Below are 20,158 nucleotides of genomic sequence, written 5' to 3' on the forward strand. Positions count from 1 at the left end.
CCTGCCCGAATGGCACGCTTGAAAATAAATTTCTAAAGACAGTTGCTCCCACATGGAGCGGGTTATCGCTGGCCCGGTGGGAGCTGGCTTGCCGGCGATGGGCCGCAAAGGGGCCCCTTACACTCACCCTGCGGGCGCGTCATCGACCACCTTGAAGCGCAGCACACCGATGACCTGCCCATCCTCTGTCAGTACCCTCACCTGCCACTTGCCCACCGGGTTCGGCGGGAAGTTCTGCTTGTGGGTCCAGGCCCGGTAGCCTTCCTTGCGCCCGCCATGGATGTCCAGGGCAATGCGATCAACTTCCTGGCCGTCCTTTTGCCACACGTGATAGATCCGCTCGTTCAGACCGCGTGGTGCGTTGATCGCGGTGTAGGCGTACAGGCCGCTGCTACGGATGCGGCTGGCGGCAATTTCGTGCAGCGAATCGCCCGGCTGGCGGTTCAGCACTTCGGTACTGACCGCCACTTCGGTCATCCACAAGGTTGCTGGTGGCACCCAGGAGCGCAGAAGCCAGCCCCCGCCGCCGACCGACAGGGTGACCAGCACCAGGGCCACGGCACGGCGCCAGTTGTTGATCGGGAAGCTGCTGGCAAGGCTGGGAAACGACAGGGCCATGGCTGCGATAAGGGCCAGCTTGAAGCTTTGCGCGGTGGTCAGGTGCAGGATGATCGGCAGCGCGGTCAGCAGGGCGGCGAACAGGGTCAGGGTATGCAGCGCCAGGAACAGCCAGCGCCTCGGTGCCAGCCACTTGTAGTACAGCGGATCGATGATCGAAATCAGCCCGGCGGCACCAAGCAGGCCGGTGAACACCAACTGGCCGCTGTTCCAGGTGGTGGTGATGAAGAAGAACGGCAGTACGAAGAACAGCGATTCCTGGTGGATCATCTGTGTCGCATAGCGCAGCAATGGCTGCGGTATTTCGCGGTTGAAGGTGCGCGCGAACAGGCCGGTGAGGGTGTTTTCCAGCATCAGCCAGAGCCAGCTGACCAGCATGAGCACAGCTACCCAGCTGGCAAGGCCAGCCTGGCGGTCGACTAGTATGAAACTGCCGATGCCGGAGAGGAAACCGCCGAGCGCGATGATGCCGGGGTAGCGTTTGAGCAGTTCGATGATGCGCTGGACGATGTGGGGGATTTGGGGCATTGGGGGCTACAACAGAAAGGATATGGTGGCTGTGCCGGCTTCTTCGCGGGTGAACCCGCTCCCACAGGGACCGCGTTGCGATACCCGCGAATGGGCCGGTACTGGCAAAAGGATACCGTCGTTTCACTGCTCGCGTGTAGCACCGCTCGGTTTTTCCGGACCATGCCGACGCCAGCGCAACAGCCCCGCTGCCAGGATCAGCCCCAACAGCAAGGCAACCAGCCCATAGAGTTCATCATAGCCAAGCAACGGCTTTTCGATACGCACATAGCCATCTTCCTTGAGCAGTTCCTTCAGCGCCTCGTTGGCCTGCGCCAGGCTGACCTGCCGCAGCTTGCGCACCGGGTTGGCGAAGCGTCCGTCGCTATAGTCGTTCAGCGCGCCCCAATAGTAGTCGGCCAAGGCACTGTTGCCCTGGGTGCTCCAGCTTTCCTTGGCGACGCTGGCGTACTTGATGCGCTCGAAGGTGTCCGGGTCGAGGCCTTCCTTGCGCAGGTGATCGAACAATTTCTGCATCACCTCGACCGCCTGGTCGACGTCCTCGCGCTCCAGGTCGGCATTGAGGCTCAGCAGGCCAGTGTCGCCGAAGCTCTCGCGTTGTGCCGAAGGGCCGTAGGACAACCCGTTGCGCAAGCGCAGCTGGTCATACAGCGCCCAATCCAGATAGTGCGACAGCAGGTCGAGGGTGGCCTGATGGTCGTTGTCTAGCACCGGCTCGACGAACAGCCAGTGCAGCTTGACGCTGTCGCCCAGCCAGCCGCGGGTCAGGTCGCGGCGCTGTTCAGCTTGCTGGCCGATGCTTTCCAGGGTGCGGCGCTCCTCCGGCTCGGTGGCGGGCAATTCGCCAAAGGTGCGCTCCAGGTAGGCCGGCAGCAGGCGGTCGAGGCCGCCGACCACGATCAGGGTCATGTTGTTGGCCGCGTACCAGCGGTCACGCAAGGTGTTCACCTGCTCCAGGGTCATGTCGTCGAGGTTGGAGCGCTCCGGGCATTTCAGGCCTAGCTCGGTGGCCAACTGGTCGCTGGCGGGGTGGCCGATGTCCTGGCGGTCGAGCCAGCGCTGCAGGTGGCCATAATGGCCGCCATCTTCACGCTCGATGATGCGCTTGGCGGTGGCCAGGGCCTTGGCATCTATGCGGGTTTCGTGGATCACCGCCAGTAGCAGGTCGAGGACTTTGCGCTGGTTGCGCGCCGGGGCTTCGATGACGAAGGTGGTGTCGGCGCTGCTGGTGTAGGCATTCCACTCGCCTCCCAGCGATTGCAGGCGCTCTTCCAGGCCACCCTCGCCGGTTGCGTCGATGCCGCTGAACAGCAGGTGCTCGAGCAGGTGCGGCAGCTCTTTCTGCTCGCAATTGAAGTCATCCAGGCCGACGCCGACCACCAGACGAATCGCTACATGGTCACGTTCATAGCCGTTTTTCAGGATGACCTGCAGGCCGTTGGGCAACAGGTAACCTTCAACTCGCGAGCGGTCGAGGGCGAATGAGGGCAGGCTGCAGATCAGCAGGCATACGAACATCAGGCAACGCATGGGCGAGCTTGGGTCCTCAGGTAGGCGAAATCACGGCAGGCGGGCTTCGTCCGGCACGCTGTCGAGCATCAGCCCGCCCGTGTCCGAGCCGCCCAGTACCACATAGGCACTGCTACAGAACAAAGAGTTCAACCGTTTCATGTCGGCGATCAGCTCCAAGTGTAGCGAACTGGTCTCGATACTTTGCACTACCTTGCGCTGCAGGCGGCTGACATGGGCGTGGGCAAGGCGCCGTTCCTGTGCGCGAAATCGGCGTTTTTCCCGCAGCAGCAGACGGGCGCTTTCCGGGTCGGCACTGAGAAACACCGACAAACCCAGGCGCAGGTTGGCCAGCAGCTGTTCCTGCAAGCCGGTGAGTTCTTCAAGGCCCACCTGGGAGAACTCCCGGCGCTGGCTGGTTTTCTGCTGCTGGACCTTGCGCAGCATACGCTCGATCAGGTCGCAGGCCAGCTTGAGGTTGATCGCCAGTTCGATGATTTCTGCCCAGCGGCGGTTGTCCTGTTCGCTGAGGCCTTCACGTGAAATCTGCGCCAGGTACAGCTTGATCGCGCTGTACAAGGCTTCGGCGTCCTCGCCCAGGGCGCGGACCTGCTGCGGCAAGGCGGCCTGGGTACCGCGCAGGGCACCGAGCATGGCTTCGAGCAGGCTGTCGACGATATCGCCCAGGCGCAGGGTTTCGCGGGAGGCGTTGGCCAGGGCCAGGCTGGGTGTTTCCAGCGCCGAGGTGTCGAGATGGCGCGGGCGAATCTGGCCGTTGCCGTTTTCCCGTTCGGGCAGCAGGCTGTTGCACAGCCTGCCCATGGGTTTGACCGTGGGCAGCATGATCAGGCAACGCAGCGTGTTGTAGAGCAGGTGGAAGCCGATGACCAGCTCCTGTGGGCTGAAGCTCAGTGAGTCCATCCAACCCACCAGCGGGTGCAGCACTGGGATGATCAGCAGCAAGCCGATCAGCTTGTACAGCAGGCTGCCCAGGGCCACACGGCGTCCAGCGGCGTTCTGCATGCTGGTGCTGATGAAGGCCAGCAATCCGCTGCCGATGTTGGCGCCCACCACCAGGCCGATGGCCACTGGCAGGCTGATCACTTCGGCGCCGGCCAGTGTCGCGGTGAGCAGCACGGCGGCCAGGCTGGAATAGGAAATCATGGCGAACAGTGCGCCGACCAGGGCGTCGAGCATGATGTCGCCGGTGAGCGAAGCGAACAGCACCTTCACGCCCTGGGCGTGGGTAATCGGTGTAGCTGCCTGCACGATCAGCTCAAGTGCCAGGATGATCAGGCCAAGCCCGATCCCTACCCTGCCCAGCTGGCCCGCCCGCGTCTGCTTGCGCGAGAGGAAGAAGATCACACCCAGGAAGATCAGCAGCGGCGACAGCCAGGACAGGTCCAGGGTCAGCACCCGGGCCATCAGCGCGGTACCCACGTCGGCGCCGAGCATGATTGCCAAGGCCGGGGTCATGGCCATCAGGCCTTGGCCGACGAACGAGGTGACCAACATGGCTGTGGCGTTGCTGCTTTGCACCAGGGCTGTGACCAGAATGCCTGCGACGAACGCGAGCGGGCGTTTGCTCATGTTCTGGCTGATGATGCGCCGCAGGCTCGAGCCGAATACCCGGAGTATGCCGGTACGAACGATGTGGGTGCCCCAGACCAGAAGCGTAACGGCCGAGAGCAGGTTGAGCAGGGTCAGCATGGCGACGGCCCCCTGTTGCATTGGCCCAGAGGGCCAAGAGACGAAGCGTGAGCATTTGAAGAATTTTCAGTGCTCACTCAAAGCTTTAGTTGTTCTGCGGAGCTGTCGCCAGCTTCGCATGGCTGTCATTTGTTTGAAATATGGCGGAAATGAAAAAAGGGCCCGAAGGGCCCTTTGTCCTGCACTTCCTGATCTTATTGACCCGGAATGTCCTTGCGCAGTTTCACTGGCTCGTGCTCTTTGCCGTTCTTGCGGGCCAAGGCAGTTCGCATGCGGATGTTGATGGCTTCCACCGCCAGCGAGAACGCCATGGCGAAGTAGACATAGCCTTTAGGCACATGTACGTCGAAAGATTCGGCGATCAGCACGGTACCGACCACGATCAGGAACGATAGTGCGAGCATTTTCAACGACGGATGTTTGTCGATGAAATCGCTGATGGTGCCAGCGCACAGCATCATCACCAGCACGGCGACGATGATCGCGGCGATCATCACCGGTACGTGGGACACCATGCCCACCGCAGTGATCACCGAGTCCAGCGAGAACACGATGTCGATGATGGCGATCTGGATGATGGTGTAGAAGAACTTGCCACCCGCGCCTTTCGGTTCTTCCGGGTTTTCGTCCTCGCCTTCCAGGCCGTGATAGATCTCTTGCGAGCTTTTCCACAGCAGGAACAGGCCACCAAAGAACAGGATCAGGTCCCGCCCGGAGATGCCCTGGCCCAGGACCACGAACAGGTCGGCGGTAAGGCGCATGACCCAGGTGATCGACAGCAGCAGCATGATACGAGTGACCATTGCCAGGGCCAGGCCGAAGATCCGGGTGCGCGGCTGTATGTGCTTGGGCATGCGGCTGACCAGAATCGAGATCATGATGATGTTGTCGATACCGAGGACGATCTCAAGCGCGGTAAGGGTAAAAAAGGCAACCCAGATTTCCGGGCTGGTCAGCCATTCCATGTGTCTTCCTTCGAACGGTAAAGGCGACGCGCCCGGATCCGGGCGCGTCGCGTTAGGGAAATACGTGTTTATTAAAGACTACTGAACAGCGGGAAAATCCCCATCAGCAGCGCGGCGAGCATTATGCACAGGCACACCAGCACTGCCCACTTCAAGGTAAAGCGCTGATGATCGCCGAACTCGATCCCGGCCAGGGCCACCAGCAGGTAGGTGGAGGGTACCAGGGGGCTTAGCAGGTGTACCGGCTGCCCGACGATCGACGCACGGGCCATTTCCACCGGGCTGATGCCGTAGTGGCTGGCAGCTTCGGCCAGCACCGGTAGCACGCCATAGTAGAATGCGTCGTTGGACATGAAGAAGGTGAACGGCATGCTCACGATCGCGGTTATCACCGCGAGGTATGGGCCCAACGCCTCGGGGATGACCGACAGCAGGCTCTTGGACATGGCGTCGACCATGCCGGTGCCCGACAGGATGCCGGTGAAGATGCCGGCGGCAAAGATCAGCCCGGTGACCGCCAGCACGCTGCCGGCGTGGGCGGCGATGCGGTCTTTCTGCTGCTGCAGGCACGGGTAGTTGACGATCATGGCGATGCTGAAGGCGATCATGAACAGCACGGGCAGCGGCAACACGCCGGCAATCAGCGCGACCATCAGGGCAGCGGTCAGGGCACCGTTGAAGTACAGCAATTTTGGCCGGCGCGCGTCCGGGTACTGCGAAACGGTAATTTGGCTGTGGTCGATGTCGTCGGTGGGCAGGTGCAACTCGCCCAGGCGGGCACGTTCGCGCTTGCCGTACATGTAGGCGATGGCCAGGATCGCCAGCACACCGAACAGCATGGCGGGGATCATCGGCACGAAGATGTCCGACGGGTCCACGTGCAGGGCGCTGGCGGCGCGGGCGGTCGGGCCACCCCAGGGGGTCATGTTCATTACCCCGCCGGCGAGAATGATCAGGCCGGCCATGATCCGCGGGCTCATGCCCAGGCGACTGTACATTGGCAGCATGGCGGCGCAGCAGATCATGTAGGTGGTGGCGCCGTCACCGTCGAGCGAGACCACCAGGGCCAGTACCGCGGTGCCGACGGACACTTTCAGCGGATCGCCCTTGACCAGCTTGAGGATCTTGCGCACGGCCGGGTCGAACAGGCCGGAATCGATCATCAGGGCGAAATAGAGGATGGCGAACATCAGCATCACGCCGGTAGGTGCGAGCTTGCTGATGCCCTCGAGCATCATCGGGCCGATCTTGGCGGAAAAACCGCCGAACAGGGCGAACAGGATCGGTACCAGGATCAGCGCGATCAAGGCCGACAGGCGCTTGGTCATGATCAGGTACATGAAGGTGATGACCATGGCAAAGCCGAGGAAGGTCAGCATGGCAATACTCCAGGCGTGGCGCGGCGAAAGGAACGTCGATTCGGGCGGATCAGCGCGCTTGGCGCTGTGCAGGGAGCATGCGGAGAGGGGCTACGGAAAGTCGGGCACAGGAATACATCAGAATCACCATTGTTGTTGTTGATTGGGCCGGGCGCGGTGGTTACCGGGTGCCCTGGCTGACCGGTCTTGTGCCGGTAGTGGGGGCTATCCTATGAGGGCAAGCTTTCAGCCAGCTTTCGCCGAAGCAAAGGTGACGAGAGGTAGGTGATGCAGGATGTGACCGAGGGTGGCTGCCATTGTGGCGCCTTGCGTTATCGGTTGGAGGGCGACCTGACGGACATTGCCCATTGCCATTGTTCGATCTGCCGGCGGGTCAGTGGCGGGCTGGTGGTGACCTGGCTCACCCTGCCCCGCTCGGGGTTCCGGTGGCTGGCGGGCGAGCCGAACTGCTATGTGGCGCCGGCCAGTTGCAGCCGGTACTTTTGTGGGCATTGCGGGGCGCATGTGGCGTTGGTGACTACACATAGCCCGGAGACGGTGGATGTGACGGTGGCGACGCTGGACCACCCGGAACGGGTCAGGGCCAACCGGCATATCTGGGTGGGTAGCCGGTTGCCTTGGTTGCATCTGGATGAGGATTTGCCTTCGGAGGCCGAGGAGAACCTGTAGGCTTTGTGCTGTCTGTGCCGGCCCTTTCGCGGGTAAACCCGCTCCCCACAGTGACGGCGCAGATCTCAGGTGTTGTACAGATCCTGTGGGAGCGGGCATGCCCGCGAAGAGACCGGCACAGTGGACGTTACAATTGCAGGCCACCGGCGGCCTTGTGCAGCGCCCGCAGATGTTCGCCCACCTGCTTCACATTGGCTTCCACCGCCACAATTTCCTTGGCCCGCGACGGCTCCAGCAGCGCCCTCACCTCTTTGTCCAGGCTCGTGCTCAAGCGCAGCAACTGCGCTTGCCGCTCGCTGCTGACCTGCTCCAGATGCTTGCGCTCCTGCGGCTGCGGCAGCCCGTAGCCCTTGCTGTCGAGCAACTCTGCCGGGCGGCTGAGGAAGCCACTGTTGGCAAGCATCTGCCTGAGGGTCGCATCGGCCTTGCTGACGCTGCCATCCTTCAGCGCGGCGGCGTTCAGGTAACGCTGCTTGACCTCGTCCTGGGCCAGCAGCAGTTGCCGGCGCAAGCTGGCCTGTTCAAGCAGCAGCAAGGCGGCGCTGGTACGCAGGTCGGCCTGGGCGAACCAGGCCCGCCGTTGCTCGGCGTCCAGGGCCAGCCAGTCCTCGACCTTGTCCTGCTTTATTGGCAACTGCTTCTTCAACACCTCGAACATGGCCTGGTAACGGTCACGGTAGGAGTCGAAGCGATAACCCAGGCGCAACGCTTCGCGGGGGTCGTCGAGCACGCTGGTGTCGGCAAGCCCCCTGCCCTTGAGCACAGCCAGCAAGCCATTGGGCATGATGCTGTCGAGGTCGTTCAGGCGCGGGTTGGCGGTGCCGCTGCGCAGCAGCTTCAACGACTCTACTGCGCAATTGTTGGACAGGAACCAGTAGTTACCATCGTAGCTCCAGTGCATTTCGGCGGCCTGACGCACTAGGTTCTCGATCTCGTCGCGGTCGAGCCGCAAGGGCACCGAGGCCAGGCTGCGCAGTTCGGTCTTGGTGTACTCGTCGATCACCTGGCCCAGCGGCAGCACGAACAGACGCGAGGGGTAGGCACCGACCAGGCCGTCCCAGCTGGAAAGCTGTACATCGTTGACGAAGGCGCGGTACGACAGCACCAGGCTCTGGTCGAGGTCCAGGCGGCAGTCCGGCCCGCGTGGGCGGCCCGGCTTGCAGATCACGAGGCGCAGCATGCTGTGGCCCCAGCGGCTGACCAGGTTCTGGTTGGCTTCGGCCAGCAGGTAGTCCACCTCATAGACCCGCTCGGGGTCGATTTCGCCCAGCGGCTGGCGGCCGAAGTCGCTGCCGGCATTGATGAACGGCAGGCCCTTGGCGCAGCTGTCCTGCTGTGGTGCCCAGCCGAAGTGTTCGCGCAGGTACTGGTTCAGCGCCGGGCGGCGGCAGCCGTAGCTCGGGTCGAGGAGGAAGTACTCCATGTTGACCGCGATGTACTCCTTGGGGCTGCTCAGTTCATAGCTGTCGGGGCTGCGAACGAACTGGCCGTTGTGCTGCTCGCGCTCGCCGCGTCGGCCCACGTACTGCTGCCAGCCGGCCAGGTCGAGCAGGCGCGGGTCGTCGCTGAGGGTGAAGCGGCGCTCGGCCTGGCCACGGCATGCTTCGGGCAGGCCGACCTTGCCCAACGTACCTTGCTGGCGCTTGCAACGGGCGATCAGCGCGTTCTCGGCGCTGGGCCACAGCCGGGCACGGTCATAGATATGGGTGAGTTCGTGCAGCACGGTGGCCAGCAGTTCTTCTCGCACCGTGCCATGCGGGCGGTTGGTGCGTTCGGTGGCTGCACTGCCATCGGTGAGGCTGGGCAGCAGGCGACGATTGAGTTCGAGGGTAGAGACCAGCGATGCCTGGCCATAGGCGTCGGCCGGCATATTGTCGCTCCAGTTGACCCGCACTCGGCGGTTCAGCTTTTGCTTGAAGCTGGGGGGCAGCTTGCCCATGGCTTCGTCGAGCAGAGCCTGAGTGGCCAGGGCCTGCTGTGAATCGAGGCCGGACGCCTGCAGCTCAAGCTGCAGGTCGGCCAGGGCGGGCGTGCCGAGCAGCGTCAGGGCGCAGCCGAGCAGCCAGGCGCGCACGCGGTTCACAGCGCGAGGATGGCTTCAGCCAGTACCTGGTCGCTGGCGTCACGCGCTTGCGGCACGCGCTCGCGCAGGGTGTTGAAGGCAGCCTCAAGCTGGGCGCCGCGGATGTCACCGTTGCTGGCGACAAAGCTGGCGGCGTCGTCATGGGCTTCGCGCACCACTTTTGAATCGCGGATCGAAGTGGTGGTGTCAGAGGTGAAATCGATCGAACGGCCAAAGGCGCGCACGATGATATTGCTGGTGGCCACCAGGGTCTGTGCCTGGGCCAGGTCGGCCAGCAGCAGCATGCCGAGGGTAGCGGCAATCAGCGGTTTACGCATGGAGCATCTCCGAAAAATACAGGGAGTCAGATTTAATTATTGGACGAGAATTGCTTGCGCCAGTTCCAGATCGCCGACGGTATGCCGTGCGCAATTGTGGCGTAATGATTCCAGTGCTGCCTCCAGCCGTGCACCGCGGATCTGGCCGTCGCTGGCGACGAAGGCAGCGGCATCGTCCTGGGCCTGGCGGACCAGTTTGCGGTCGAACGGTGCGCTGGTGACCTGGCTGGTGACATAGCCGGTGATGACCAGGCTTTGCGTAGTGGTATCCATGGCATGGGCGCTGGCCATGCCAATAACGGAGAACAGCAACGGCAACAGATAACGCATGGGCTCTACAACAGCTGGAAACGTGGGCGGCAATGGTGAGTACGGCTGTGCTGGTGGTGACCAGCACAGCTGAACGGCTCAGGCGGGGTCAGAGCGCCAGAATGGCCTGGGCCAGTTGCGCGTCGCTGGCCTGCAGGGTTGGCATCTGCGAGCGGATGTGCAGGAAAGCGCTTTCCAGCTTGGCACCGCGGATGTCGCCCTGGCTGCCAACGAAGCTGGCGGCGTCGTCACGGGCGGCCTGGACGATCTTGTCGTCACGGAACGAGGAGGAAATATCGGAAGTGGCATCGGTGGACGCGGCCACTGCGCCAACGACGGCGTCGGTGGTGACAACGAAGCTGGTGGCGTTTGCGGTGCCGGCCAGGCTCAGCATCAGGGCGGCGCCAATCAGGTATTTACGGGACATGATCGTGGACTCCTGGACTAGGGTCGGGTGGTTCTGCTTTATCGGACGCTCGCACAGCTCGTCGCGGTACTTTTCAACAGTGCGTTCTACCAGACTGTTACGCCAAGCGTATCATGCGCCGGTGTTTCTGGATGTTAATGAACAGCGCACCAATAAACTGTTCTGGTCTGTTTTATGATTTTTAAAACTGTACAGGTTCGCTTGTAAAAGGCTCTGGCATGCCGCCTGCAAACAAAAAACCCGTCGCAGTCACCTGCAACGGGTTTCGGGAATTCGCGGTGCCGACCGAAGCCGGCAAGCCGGAGCTTAGCGCCAGAATGGCTTGCTCAGCTCTTCGTAACGCTGCGACTCGCTGATACCGGCGTCGGCCAGCAGGCGGGCGTCCAGGCGAGCCAGTTGACGGCGGCTGGCCATGCGGCGCTGCCACAGCAGCAAGGTGGACAGAGCGCGCAGCGGCAGCGAAGCGTTGGATTGTTGGGCGTTGCTTTCAAAAACCAGACCGGAACTGAGGGTACGTTCCATGATGTTTCATCCTTCCGCTTATGGCGGGATTAGGTAGTGATTTAACTGATGCCAATGATCCTCCTCTGTCGTCCATAACAGTAGATACAGTTCAGTTGAAAGACGATGGTCCAGTTAACTGTGTAACCCTACTGTTGCACTCGAAATTGGCGTAACTGTACTGGTCTGCCCTTATTTGGTGCATTTTCATTAAAATAAAGGTATTTGTCTGCCAGGAAGGCGTGAAATTACCAGTACAGTAGTACAGATTAACTGAGTAACGGCGACCAGGTATCTTGATAGACGGGTTGGACTGTTATGGCCCATTCGCTAGCGAGCATGTGAAGAAGCCGGAACAGCGGGAGCAGGGCCGCCGTTCCGTACCACATCTGTATCAGCTAGCCAGCATGCGCCCGGTTTCTTCCAGGTTCTCGTGCCAACTCAGGGCTTCACGCAGGATGTGCGGGGTATGGCCGCCACGCTGGCAGGCGCGATCGAAGTAGTCGTTCAGTGCTGCGCGGTAGTCCGGGTGCACACAGTTGTCGATGATCGCCCTGGCGCGCTCGCGTGGCGCCAGGCCGCGCAGGTCGGCCAAGCCTTGCTCGGTGACCAGGATGTCCACATCGTGCTCGGTATGGTCGACATGGCTGACCATCGGCACCACGCTGGAAATCGCCCCACCCTTGGCAATCGACTTGGTGACGAACACGGCCAGATGGGCGTTACGGGCGAAGTCACCCGAGCCGCCGATGCCGTTCATCATCTTGGTACCGCACACGTGTGTGGAATTGACGTTGCCGTAGATATCGAACTCAAGCGCGGTGTTGATACCGATGATGCCCAGGCGACGGACCACCTCCGGGTGGTTGGAGATTTCTTGCGGGCGCAGTACCAGCTTGTCCTTGTAACGCTCCAGGTTGCCGAACACGTCGGCGTTGCGGCGGGTCGACAAGGTGATCGAGCTGCCCGAGGCGAAGCTCAGCTTGCCGGCGTCGATCAGGTCGAAGGTGGAGTCCTGCAGTACTTCGGAGTACATGGTCAGGTCTTCGAACGGCGACTCGATCAGGCCGCACATCACTGCGTTGGCAATGCTGCCGATACCGGCCTGCAGCGGGCCGAGCTTGTTGGTCATGCGGCCGGCCTCGACTTCTTTCTTGAAGAAGTTGATCAGGTGGTCGGCGATGCCCTGGGTTTCGTCATCCGGAGGCAGTACGGTGGACGGCGAGTCCGGCTGGTCGCTGATGACGATGCCGACGATCTTGGCCGGGTCGATCGGGATGGCGGTGCTGCCGATACGGTCGTCGACCTTGACCAGCGGGATTGGCGTGCGGGTCGGGCGGTAGGTCGGGATATAGATGTCGTGCAGGCCTTCGAGGTTGGTGTTGTGCGAGAGGTTGATCTCGACAATCACCTGCTTGGCGAAGATCGCGAAGCTGGCGGAGTTGCCCACCGAGGTGGTTGGCACGATGTGGCCCTGCTCGGTGATGGCCACGGCTTCGATGACCGCGATGTCCGGCAGCTTCAACTGCTGGTTGCGCAGTTGCTCGACGGTTTCCGACAGGTGCTGGTCGATGAACATCACTTGGCCGTCGTTGATGGCCTTGCGCAGGGTGCTGTCGACCTGGAACGGCATGCGGCGAGCCAGCACGCCGGCCTCGGTCAGTTGCTTGTCCAGGTCGTTGCCCAGGCTGGCGCCGGTCATCAGGCTGATTTTCAGTGGCGACTGCTTGGCACGTTCGGCCAGTGCATGTGGTACGGCCTTGGCTTCGCCGGCGCGGGTGAAACCGCTCATGCCGACGGTCATGCCGTCCTCGATCAGACCAGCGGCATCAGCCGCACTCATTACCTTGCTGTGCAGGGAGGACAAGCGGATACGATCACGGTACATGGATTGTTATCTCGGGCTACTGAAACTACTGCAGCGCAGTCTAGAGACTTCGCCCCTTGCCGTCCCACGACCATGGTCGTATGAGAAGCCTTGGAATAGAGCCGTTGATCCGGATCAATAAAAGAAAAGCCCCGGCAGATTCTGACCGGGGCTTCCTTTATATCAACTGGTTTGCAGCGGGCGTTGTCACTCCACCGCCTTGACCATGTCTTCGATGACTTTCTTGGCGTCGCCGAACACCATCATGGTCTTGTCGAGGTAGAACAGTTCGTTGTCCAGGCCGGCATAGCCGCTGGCCATGGAGCGCTTGTTGACGATGATGGTCTTGGCCTTGAACGCTTCGAGGATCGGCATGCCGGCGATCGGCGACTTGGGGTCGTTCTTCGCCGCAGGGTTGACCACGTCGTTGGCGCCCAGCACCAGCACCACATCGGCCTGGCCGAACTCGGCGTTGATGTCTTCCATCTCGAACACTTGGTCGTACGGCACTTCGGCCTCCGCCAGCAGCACGTTCATGTGCCCTGGCATACGGCCGGCCACCGGGTGGATCGCGTACTTCACGGTCACACCGTTGTGGCTCAGCTTCTCGGTCAGTTCCTTGAGCGCGTGCTGGGCGCGAGCCACCGCCAGGCCGTAGCCAGGGACGATGATCACGCTGTCGGCGTTGCTGAGCAGGAAGGTGGCATCGTCGGCCGAGCCAGACTTCACCGGGCGCTGCTCTTTGGAGCCTTGCGCCGCGCCAGCATCGGTATCACCACCGAAGCCACCGAGGATGACGTTGAAGAACGAACGGTTCATCGCCTTGCACATGATGTACGAAAGGATGGCACCGGACGAGCCGACCAGAGAGCCTGCGATGATCAGCATCGAGTTGTTCAGCGAGAAGCCGATACCGGCCGCTGCCCAGCCCGAATAGCTGTTAAGCATCGACACCACCACCGGCATGTCGGCGCCCCCGATCGGAATAATGATCAGCACGCCCATGATGAAGGCCAATACCAGCATCAGGGTGAAGGCACTGTAGTGGCCAGTGAAGGTGAACAGCAGGCCCAGGGCGATGGTGGTCAGGCCGAGGATCAGGTTCAGCTTGTGCTGGCCGGTGAACTGTACCGGTGCGCCCTGGAACAGGCGGAACTTGTACTTGCCCGACAGCTTGCCGAAGGCGATCACCGAGCCGGAGAAGGTAATGGCACCAATGGCTGCGCCGAGGAACAGCTCCAGACGGTTGCCGGTGGGGATCGGGTCGCTCATGGCGGCAACGATGCCCATCGATTGCGGTTCCAGCACCGCGGCGATGGCGATGAACACCGCTGCCAGGCCGATCATGCTGTGCATGAAGGCGACCAGTTCCGGCATTTTGGTCATCTCGACGCGCTTGGCCATGATCGAACCGGCGGTGCCGCCGACCAGCAAGCCAACGAGGACGTAGCCGATGCCGGCGGTGGCAAGCTCGGCCCCGAGCTTATAAATGAGGCCGACCGTAGTGACGATGGCGATACCCATGCCGATCATGCCGAACAGGTTGCCGCGCCGCGAGGTAGTCGGGTGCGACAGGCCCTTGAGCGCCTGGATGAAGCACACCGAGGCGACGAGGTAGAGGAGCGTTACCAGATTCATGCTCATGCTTACTTCTGCGCCTCGTTCTTGGTTTTCTTCTTGAACATCTCAAGCATGCGACGGGTGACCAGGAAGCCACCGAACACGTTGACTGCGGCCAGGGCCACTGCCAGGGTGCCCATCAGCTTGCCGGCCGGGGTCACCGTCAGGGCGGCGGCCAGCATGGCGCCGACGATGACGATTGCAGAGATGGCGTTGGTCACGGCCATCAGCGGAGTGTGCAGTGCCGGGGTGACGTTCCACACCACGTGGTAGCCCACATAGATGGCCAGCACGAAGATGATCAGGTTGTAGATGCCATGGGAAATCAGCATGTCTTCCATTGTCGTGCTCCTTAGCCGTTCTTGCGGACGACCTGACCATCACGGCACATCAAGCAGGCCGCGACGATGTCGTCTTCGAGGTTGATGACCAGCGCGCCGTCCTTGTCGAACAGCAGCTTCATGAAGTCCAGCAGGTTGCGTGCATACAGTGCCGAGGCATCGGCGCCCACTTGGGCCGGCAGGTTGGTCGGGCCAACGATGATCACGCCGTTCTCCTGTACCACCTGGTCGGCGACAGTCAGTGGGCAGTTGCCGCCTTGGGCTGCTGCGAGGTCGATGACCACCGAGCCGGGCTTCATCTGCGCGACGGTTTCGGCGCTGAGCAGGGTCGGCGCCTTGCGCCCCGGGATCAGCGCAGTGGTAATGACGATATCCGCCTGCTTGGCGCGCTCGTGCACGGCCTGGGCCTGGCGTTGCATCCAGCTTGCCGGCATCGGCCGGGCATAACCGCCGACACCTTCGGCGCATTCGCGCTCTTCATCGGTTTCGTAGGGTACGTCGATGAACTTGGCGCCCAGCGACTCGATCTGCTCCTTCACGGCCGGGCGTACGTCGGATGCCTCGATCACCGCGCCCAGGCGCTTGGCCGTGGCAATGGCCTGCAGGCCGGCAACGCCCGCGCCCAGGATCAGCACGCGCGCGGCCTTGACGGTACCGGCGGCGGTCATGAGCATGGGCATGAAGCGTGGGTAGTGATGGGCAGCCAGCAACACCGCCTTGTAACCGGCGATGTTGGCCTGCGACGACAGCACGTCCAGGCTCTGCGCCCGCGAGGTGCGCGGCGCGGCTTCCAGGGCGAACGCGGTAATGCCGCGCTCGGCCATCTTGCCGATCAGCTCGCTGTTGAAGGGGTTGAGCATGCCCACCAGGAGGCTGCCACTGTTGATCAGGGCCAGTTCCTGGTCGTTGGGGGCGACCACTTTGAGCACCAATTGGGCGCCGTAGGCATCGGCTGCACTCCCCAGGGAAGCACCCACGGCCTCATAGGCACTGTCCGGAATGCTGGCATTGAGCCCTGCCCCCCGTTGGACGGTGACCTGATGGCCCTGGCCAATCAGTTTCTTGATGGTTTCCGGGGTCGCAGCGACCCTTGTCTCACCGGTCTGCGTCTCGAGAGGAACACCAATGTGCACGACTATTTCTCCTGCGGTGACCTTTTGTCTTTTTAAAAGCCAGCGCACTTCGGATGGTGCGCTGGGGCGGCTGTGGAGCGCCGACCCGCCGAATCCCGGGCGGGCGAAGCATTTTGCAGACGAAGCCAGAGGCCTTCAACCGGTTCTGGAGCGAAACGAAGTTAAAACTACAAGTCACCCTGTGACCGTATGTCGCAACGGCCAGGCTGCAGCCTGTCAAACATAGGCTATTGGCAGATTAGGAGAAAAAAACAAAAAATTTGCGGTTGATTCGCTTACGGCTTGGTGAATGTCGCAAAATAACCCGCGAAGCCGCGCCGTAAGCAGGGTTAAAGCGGATTTTTGCTACTGCATAACAGTTTATGTATATGCGACAAATACATATATCTGTAGGTGTTAAAAATAATTGACTACGAAGTCAATTTATCATGACTGCTCACGTCTTGGCCGTGTACGCCTGGGCCTGGCTTACCAGCCAGTCACGGAAGGCGCGTAGCGAAGCCGACTCCACTTTGCGCTCCGGAATCATCAGATAGTAGGCCTTGTCACTACTCAGGGCATGCCTGTTAGCGACCACCAACCTACCCTCCTCCAACTCGCGCTGGATCAGGAACGGTGGAATCAGGGCGATGCCCATCTCATGCATGGCCGCCTGGGCGAGCATCGAGAATAGTTCATAGCGCGGGCCTGTCATGTCGCGTTCCACATTCATGCCGACGCTGCCGAACCATTGCCGCCAGGCATAGGGGCGCGTGCTCTGCTGCAGCAACGGCAGTTGGGCAATACGCTGAGCGTCGAGTGAGCCCTGCCCGTCCAGCAGCGACGGGCTGCACACCGGTACCGGGTTTTCCCCCATCAGCCGGTGCGACTGGGTGCCGGACCAGTCGGCATCGCCGAAGTAGATAGCGGCATCGAAGGTGGTGTCGGCAAACAGGAATGGCCGGGTGCGGTTGGTGAGGTTTACCGTGACCTCCGGGTGGCGCTGCTGGAAGTCCTTGAGCCGCGGTAGCAGCCATTGGGTGCCGAAGGTGGGTACCACGGCCAGCTCGATCACGTTGGCGCCCTGCTGGCGCATTACCGACAAGGTGTCGCGCTCTACCGCGTCCAGTTGGGCAGCCACCTGGCGGCTGTAGGAAAGGCCGGCTTCGGTCAGCTTCACGCCGCGGCGCGAGCGGCGGAACAGTTCCACATTGAGGAAGGCTTCCAGGCCGCCTATCTGCCGACAGACGGCACCCTGGGTCAGGGCGAGTTCCTGGGCGGCCTTGGTAAAGCTCTCGTTGCGCGCCGCCGCCTCGAAGCAAACCAGAGCGGCGGTACTGGGGATCTTGCGGCGCATGTACGTCAACCTCACTCGTAAGGCTGTCAATATGGCGTTTTGCCGATTTACGAAGTGACAAATTATCACTAATTGGTGCGCAATCCTCGTTTGTCCCGGCGGCCGATCAGGCCTAGGCTCAAAGGCACAAGAAACTGCCCCCTATTTCGAGGATTTCGCTCATGGCCGGTAAAGCAAGCTTCAACTGGATCGACCCACTGCTGCTCGATCAGCAGCTCACTGAAGAAGAGCGCATGGTGCGTGACAGCGCTTATCAGTTCGCCCAGGACAAGCTGGCCCCGCGTGTGCTCGAGGCCTTCCGTCATGAACAGACCGACCCGGCGATCTTCCGTGAAATGGGTGAGGTCGGGTTGCTGGGCGCCACCATTCCCGAGCAATACGGTGGCAGTGGCTTGAACTACGTGTGCTATGGCCTGATTGCTCGCGAGGTGGAGCGCATCGACTCGGGTTATCGTTCGATGATGAGTGTGCAGTCGTCGCTGGTGATGGTGCCAATCAACGAGTTCGGTACCGAGGCACAAAAGCAGAAGTACCTGCCCAAGCTGGCCAGCGGCGAGTGGATCGGTTGCTTCGGCTTGACCGAGCCCAACCATGGTTCCGACCCGGGTTCGATGATCACCCGTGCCCGGAAGGTCGACGGCGGCTACCGCCTGACTGGCAGCAAGATGTGGATCACCAACAGCCCGATCGCCGATGTATTCGTGGTCTGGGCCAAGGACGATGCGGGTGATATCCGTGGCTTTGTTCTGGAAAAGGGTTGGCAAGGTCTCAGCGCGCCGGCGATTCACGGCAAGGTCGGCCTGCGCGCCTCGATAACTGGCGAAATCGTCATGGATAACGTGTTCGTGCCGGAGGAAAACATCTTCCCGGATGTGCGCGGCCTCAAAGGCCCGTTCACCTGCCTGAACTCCGCCCGCTATGGTATCTCCTGGGGTGCGCTGGGCGCTGCGGAAGCCTGCTGGCACACCGCGCGTCAGTACACCCTGGACCGTCAGCAATTCGGTCGCCCGTTGGCTGCCAACCAGTTGATCCAGAAGAAGCTGGCCGACATGCAGACGGAAATCACCCTGGCACTGCAGGGCTGCCTGCGTCTGGGGCGCATGAAGGACGAAGGCACAGCTGCAGTGGAGATCACGTCGATCATGAAGCGCAACTCCTGTGGTAAGGCGCTGGATATTGCCCGCATGGCGCGTGACATGCTGGGTGGCAATGGCATTTCCGATGAGTTCGGCGTGGCTCGTCACCTGGTCAACCTGGAGGTGGTCAACACCTATGAAGGTACTCACGATGTGCATGCACTGATCCTGGGGCGCGCGCAGACCGGCATCCAGGCCTTCTATTGATAAGGAGTCAGCCCATGGGCGCGCTATCACATCTGCGGGTGCTGGACCTTTCTCGCGTGTTGGCCGGCCCATGGTCTGGCCAGATTCTCGCTGACCTTGGTGCCGATGTGATCAAAGTCGAGCGCCCTGGCAGTGGTGACGATACCCGCTCATGGGGGCCACCCTTCCTCAAGGATGCCGAGGGTGAGAACACCAGTGAGGCGGCCTATTACCTGTCGGCCAACCGCAACAAGCGCTCGGTTACCATCGACTTCACACAGGCCGAGGGGCAGCGCCTGGTGCGTGAGTTGGCGGCGAAGTCCGATATCGTCATCGAGAACTTCAAGGTTGGTGGGTTGGCTGCCTACGGTCTGGACTACCAGAGCTTGAAGGCGATCAACCCGCGGCTTATCTATTGTTCCATCACCGGGTTCGGCCAGACCGGGCCTTATGCAAGGCGCGCGGGTTATGACTTCATGATCCAGGGGTTGGGCGGGCTGATGAGCCTGACCGGCCGCCCGGAAGGTGAGGAAGGTGCGGGCCCGGTCAAGGTAGGGGTGGCGCTGACCGACATCCTTACCGGGTTGTATTCCACGGTGGCGATCCTCGCTGCCCTCGCCCATCGCGAGCAGACTGGAGTGGGCCAGCATGTCGACATGGCGTTGCTCGATGTGCAGGTGGCCTGCCTGGCGAATCAGGCGATGAACTACCTGACTACGGGCAACCCGCCTCGTCGCCTGGGTAATGCGCACCCCAATATCGTGCCTTATCAGGATTTTCCGACGGCGGATGGCGACTTCATCCTTACCGTGGGCAACGATAGCCAGTTCCGCAAGTTCGCCGAGGTGGCCGGGCAGCCGCAGTGGGCGGACGACCCGCGTTTCGTTACCAACAAGCTGCGGGTTGCCAACCGGGCCGAGTTGATTCCTCTGATTCGCCAGGCCACGGTGTTCAAGACCACAGCGGAGTGGGTGAGCCAGTTGGAGGCTGCGGGGGTGCCGTGCGGGCCTATCAATGACCTGGCGCAGATGTTCCAGGACCCGCAAGTGCTGGCGCGCGGGTTGGCGGTGAGCATTCCGCATCCGTTGGCGGGAAGCGTGCCGCAGGTGGCGAGCCCGATACGGCTGTCGGAGACGCCGGTGGAGTACCGTCGGGCGCCGCCGCTGCTGGGTGAGCATACCGAGGTGGTGCTGGAGGATGTATTGGGGCTGGGTGCCGGTGAGGTGCAACGGCTACGCAGTGCCGGCGTCCTTTAAGGGCCTGTGGTCTTGGTGAAAGCGGGGAGGCCGTCAGGCCTTCCCGCTTTGCTTTTCAGCGATATCAAAGTTTCTTGAAATTAAGTGTTGACGCGGTTTCGAATCCCCTTATAATGCGCCCCACTTCTGACGTAGTCGAAGCGCAAAACTTCTTGCAAATCAATTAGTTAGGCGATTCAGGTAGTGTCAGGAGCGCTTCGGTCGAATGATTGTCAGCGGTTGAGATGATGGTTGACAGCGTTTCTAAACGCTGTATGATTCGCCTCCC

At 61.6% G+C, this 20,158-nt stretch carries 18 protein-coding genes; 3 read left to right on the plus strand and 15 right to left on the minus strand.

The genetic code is table 11. The features are described 5' to 3' along the window. Positions 1-123: 123 nt before the first annotated feature. The 5 genes from MJ643_RS28485 to MJ643_RS28505 form a co-directional block, all read right to left on the minus strand. Positions 124-1,146: a DUF5924 family protein gene (locus tag MJ643_RS28485; protein WP_015268494.1), complete on the minus strand. Its 1,023-nt coding sequence runs from the start codon at positions 1,144-1,146 to the stop codon at positions 124-126. A gap of 123 nt (positions 1,147-1,269) precedes the next feature. After that, complete coding sequence (locus MJ643_RS28490) at positions 1,270-2,676, minus strand: pitrilysin family protein (protein WP_023661570.1); 1,407 nt, start codon at positions 2,674-2,676, stop codon at positions 1,270-1,272. 30 nt (positions 2,677-2,706) lie between these two features. Continuing rightward, a complete protein-coding gene (locus tag MJ643_RS28495) occupies positions 2,707-4,365 on the minus strand; it encodes a Na/Pi cotransporter family protein (protein WP_023661571.1) in 1,659 nt (552 codons plus the stop codon). Positions 4,366-4,559: 194 nt separating this feature from the next. After that, entirely contained in the window at positions 4,560-5,330 is a 771-nt protein-coding gene (locus tag MJ643_RS28500; protein WP_247727186.1) for a TerC family protein, read from the minus strand. 71 nt (positions 5,331-5,401) lie between these two features. Continuing rightward, positions 5,402-6,709, minus strand: coding sequence for a CitMHS family transporter (locus MJ643_RS28505; protein ID WP_024087959.1), 1,308 nt, complete (start codon positions 6,707-6,709; stop codon positions 5,402-5,404). Positions 6,710-6,976: 267 nt separating this feature from the next. Here MJ643_RS28505 and MJ643_RS28510 point away from each other — a divergent pair, with 267 nt between their 5' ends. Next, positions 6,977-7,378 (plus strand): GFA family protein, encoded by a 402-nt coding sequence (locus MJ643_RS28510; RefSeq protein WP_003256972.1) that lies wholly within the window; start codon positions 6,977-6,979, stop codon positions 7,376-7,378. Positions 7,379-7,505: 127 nt separating this feature from the next. On the opposite strand, the gene MJ643_RS28515 is transcribed toward MJ643_RS28510, so the two are convergent. The 10 genes from MJ643_RS28515 to MJ643_RS28560 form a co-directional block, all read right to left on the minus strand. Next, a complete protein-coding gene (locus MJ643_RS28515; protein WP_024087960.1) occupies positions 7,506-9,461 on the minus strand; it encodes a DUF4105 domain-containing protein in 1,956 nt (651 codons plus the stop codon). Then, positions 9,458-9,778 carry a DUF2388 domain-containing protein gene (locus MJ643_RS28520; RefSeq protein ID WP_003256970.1) on the minus strand — a complete coding sequence of 107 codons (321 nt, stop codon included), beginning with the start codon at positions 9,776-9,778 and terminating at the stop codon, positions 9,458-9,460. Before MJ643_RS28520 ends, MJ643_RS28515 begins: the two co-directional genes overlap by 4 nt. A gap of 36 nt (positions 9,779-9,814) precedes the next feature. Then, the gene (locus MJ643_RS28525; RefSeq protein ID WP_015268502.1) at positions 9,815-10,108 is read right to left on the minus strand and encodes a DUF2388 domain-containing protein; all 294 of its coding nucleotides are present in this window, start codon (positions 10,106-10,108) and stop codon (positions 9,815-9,817) included. Between the two features lie 88 nt (positions 10,109-10,196). Further along, positions 10,197-10,514 carry a DUF2388 domain-containing protein gene (locus MJ643_RS28530; RefSeq protein WP_015268503.1) on the minus strand — a complete coding sequence of 106 codons (318 nt, stop codon included), beginning with the start codon at positions 10,512-10,514 and terminating at the stop codon, positions 10,197-10,199. A 306-nt stretch (positions 10,515-10,820) separates the two neighbouring features. Then, on the minus strand, positions 10,821-11,036 hold the full coding sequence (locus MJ643_RS28535; RefSeq protein WP_003256968.1) for a DUF1127 domain-containing protein: 216 nt from the start codon (positions 11,034-11,036) through the stop codon (positions 10,821-10,823). Between the two features lie 373 nt (positions 11,037-11,409). After that, positions 11,410-12,903, minus strand: coding sequence for an acetyl-CoA hydrolase/transferase family protein (locus tag MJ643_RS28540; RefSeq protein ID WP_024087961.1), 1,494 nt, complete (start codon positions 12,901-12,903; stop codon positions 11,410-11,412). Between the two features lie 186 nt (positions 12,904-13,089). Continuing rightward, positions 13,090-14,526 carry an NAD(P)(+) transhydrogenase (Re/Si-specific) subunit beta gene (locus MJ643_RS28545; RefSeq protein WP_024087962.1) on the minus strand — a complete coding sequence of 479 codons (1,437 nt, stop codon included), beginning with the start codon at positions 14,524-14,526 and terminating at the stop codon, positions 13,090-13,092. Positions 14,527-14,528: 2 nt separating this feature from the next. Then, a complete protein-coding gene (locus tag MJ643_RS28550; RefSeq protein WP_003256966.1) occupies positions 14,529-14,843 on the minus strand; it encodes an NAD(P) transhydrogenase subunit alpha in 315 nt (104 codons plus the stop codon). 11 nt (positions 14,844-14,854) lie between these two features. After that, on the minus strand, positions 14,855-15,976 hold the full coding sequence (locus tag MJ643_RS28555) for a Re/Si-specific NAD(P)(+) transhydrogenase subunit alpha (RefSeq protein WP_015268506.1): 1,122 nt from the start codon (positions 15,974-15,976) through the stop codon (positions 14,855-14,857). 436 nt (positions 15,977-16,412) lie between these two features. Further along, positions 16,413-17,312 (minus strand): LysR family transcriptional regulator, encoded by a 900-nt coding sequence (locus MJ643_RS28560; protein ID WP_023662930.1) that lies wholly within the window; start codon positions 17,310-17,312, stop codon positions 16,413-16,415. Positions 17,313-17,473: 161 nt separating this feature from the next. Here MJ643_RS28560 and MJ643_RS28565 point away from each other — a divergent pair, with 161 nt between their 5' ends. Continuing rightward, entirely contained in the window at positions 17,474-18,655 is a 1,182-nt protein-coding gene (locus tag MJ643_RS28565) for an acyl-CoA dehydrogenase (protein ID WP_003252907.1), read from the plus strand. A 14-nt stretch (positions 18,656-18,669) separates the two neighbouring features. Beyond that, a complete protein-coding gene (locus tag MJ643_RS28570; RefSeq protein ID WP_023662931.1) occupies positions 18,670-19,890 on the plus strand; it encodes a CaiB/BaiF CoA-transferase family protein in 1,221 nt (406 codons plus the stop codon). Positions 19,891-20,158: the final 268 nt, after the last annotated feature.

This window comes from Pseudomonas sp. PNPG3, assembly GCF_023093815.1.
Classification (GTDB): Bacteria; Pseudomonadota; Gammaproteobacteria; order Pseudomonadales; family Pseudomonadaceae; genus Aquipseudomonas; species Aquipseudomonas asiatica.

Coding starts and splice junctions, on each gene's coding strand:
- MJ643_RS28485 (WP_015268494.1), bottom strand. CDS start 1,146: ATGCCCCAAATCCCCCACATCGTCCAGCGCATCATCGAACTGCTCAAA.
- MJ643_RS28490 (WP_023661570.1), bottom strand. CDS start 2,676: ATGCGTTGCCTGATGTTCGTATGCCTGCTGATCTGCAGCCTGCCCTCA.
- MJ643_RS28495 (WP_023661571.1), bottom strand. CDS start 4,365: ATGCTGACCCTGCTCAACCTGCTCTCGGCCGTTACGCTTCTGGTCTGG.
- MJ643_RS28500 (WP_247727186.1), bottom strand. CDS start 5,330: ATGGAATGGCTGACCAGCCCGGAAATCTGGGTTGCCTTTTTTACCCTT.
- MJ643_RS28505 (WP_024087959.1), bottom strand. CDS start 6,709: ATGCTGACCTTCCTCGGCTTTGCCATGGTCATCACCTTCATGTACCTG.
- MJ643_RS28510 (WP_003256972.1), top strand. CDS start 6,977: ATGCAGGATGTGACCGAGGGTGGCTGCCATTGTGGCGCCTTGCGTTAT.
- MJ643_RS28520 (WP_003256970.1), bottom strand. CDS start 9,778: ATGCGTAAACCGCTGATTGCCGCTACCCTCGGCATGCTGCTGCTGGCC.
- MJ643_RS28525 (WP_015268502.1), bottom strand. CDS start 10,108: ATGCGTTATCTGTTGCCGTTGCTGTTCTCCGTTATTGGCATGGCCAGC.
- MJ643_RS28530 (WP_015268503.1), bottom strand. CDS start 10,514: ATGTCCCGTAAATACCTGATTGGCGCCGCCCTGATGCTGAGCCTGGCC.
- MJ643_RS28535 (WP_003256968.1), bottom strand. CDS start 11,036: ATGGAACGTACCCTCAGTTCCGGTCTGGTTTTTGAAAGCAACGCCCAA.
- MJ643_RS28540 (WP_024087961.1), bottom strand. CDS start 12,903: ATGTACCGTGATCGTATCCGCTTGTCCTCCCTGCACAGCAAGGTAATG.
- MJ643_RS28545 (WP_024087962.1), bottom strand. CDS start 14,526: ATGAGCATGAATCTGGTAACGCTCCTCTACCTCGTCGCCTCGGTGTGC.
- MJ643_RS28550 (WP_003256966.1), bottom strand. CDS start 14,843: ATGGAAGACATGCTGATTTCCCATGGCATCTACAACCTGATCATCTTC.
- MJ643_RS28560 (WP_023662930.1), bottom strand. CDS start 17,312: ATGCGCCGCAAGATCCCCAGTACCGCCGCTCTGGTTTGCTTCGAGGCG.
- MJ643_RS28565 (WP_003252907.1), top strand. CDS start 17,474: ATGGCCGGTAAAGCAAGCTTCAACTGGATCGACCCACTGCTGCTCGAT.
- MJ643_RS28570 (WP_023662931.1), top strand. CDS start 18,670: ATGGGCGCGCTATCACATCTGCGGGTGCTGGACCTTTCTCGCGTGTTG.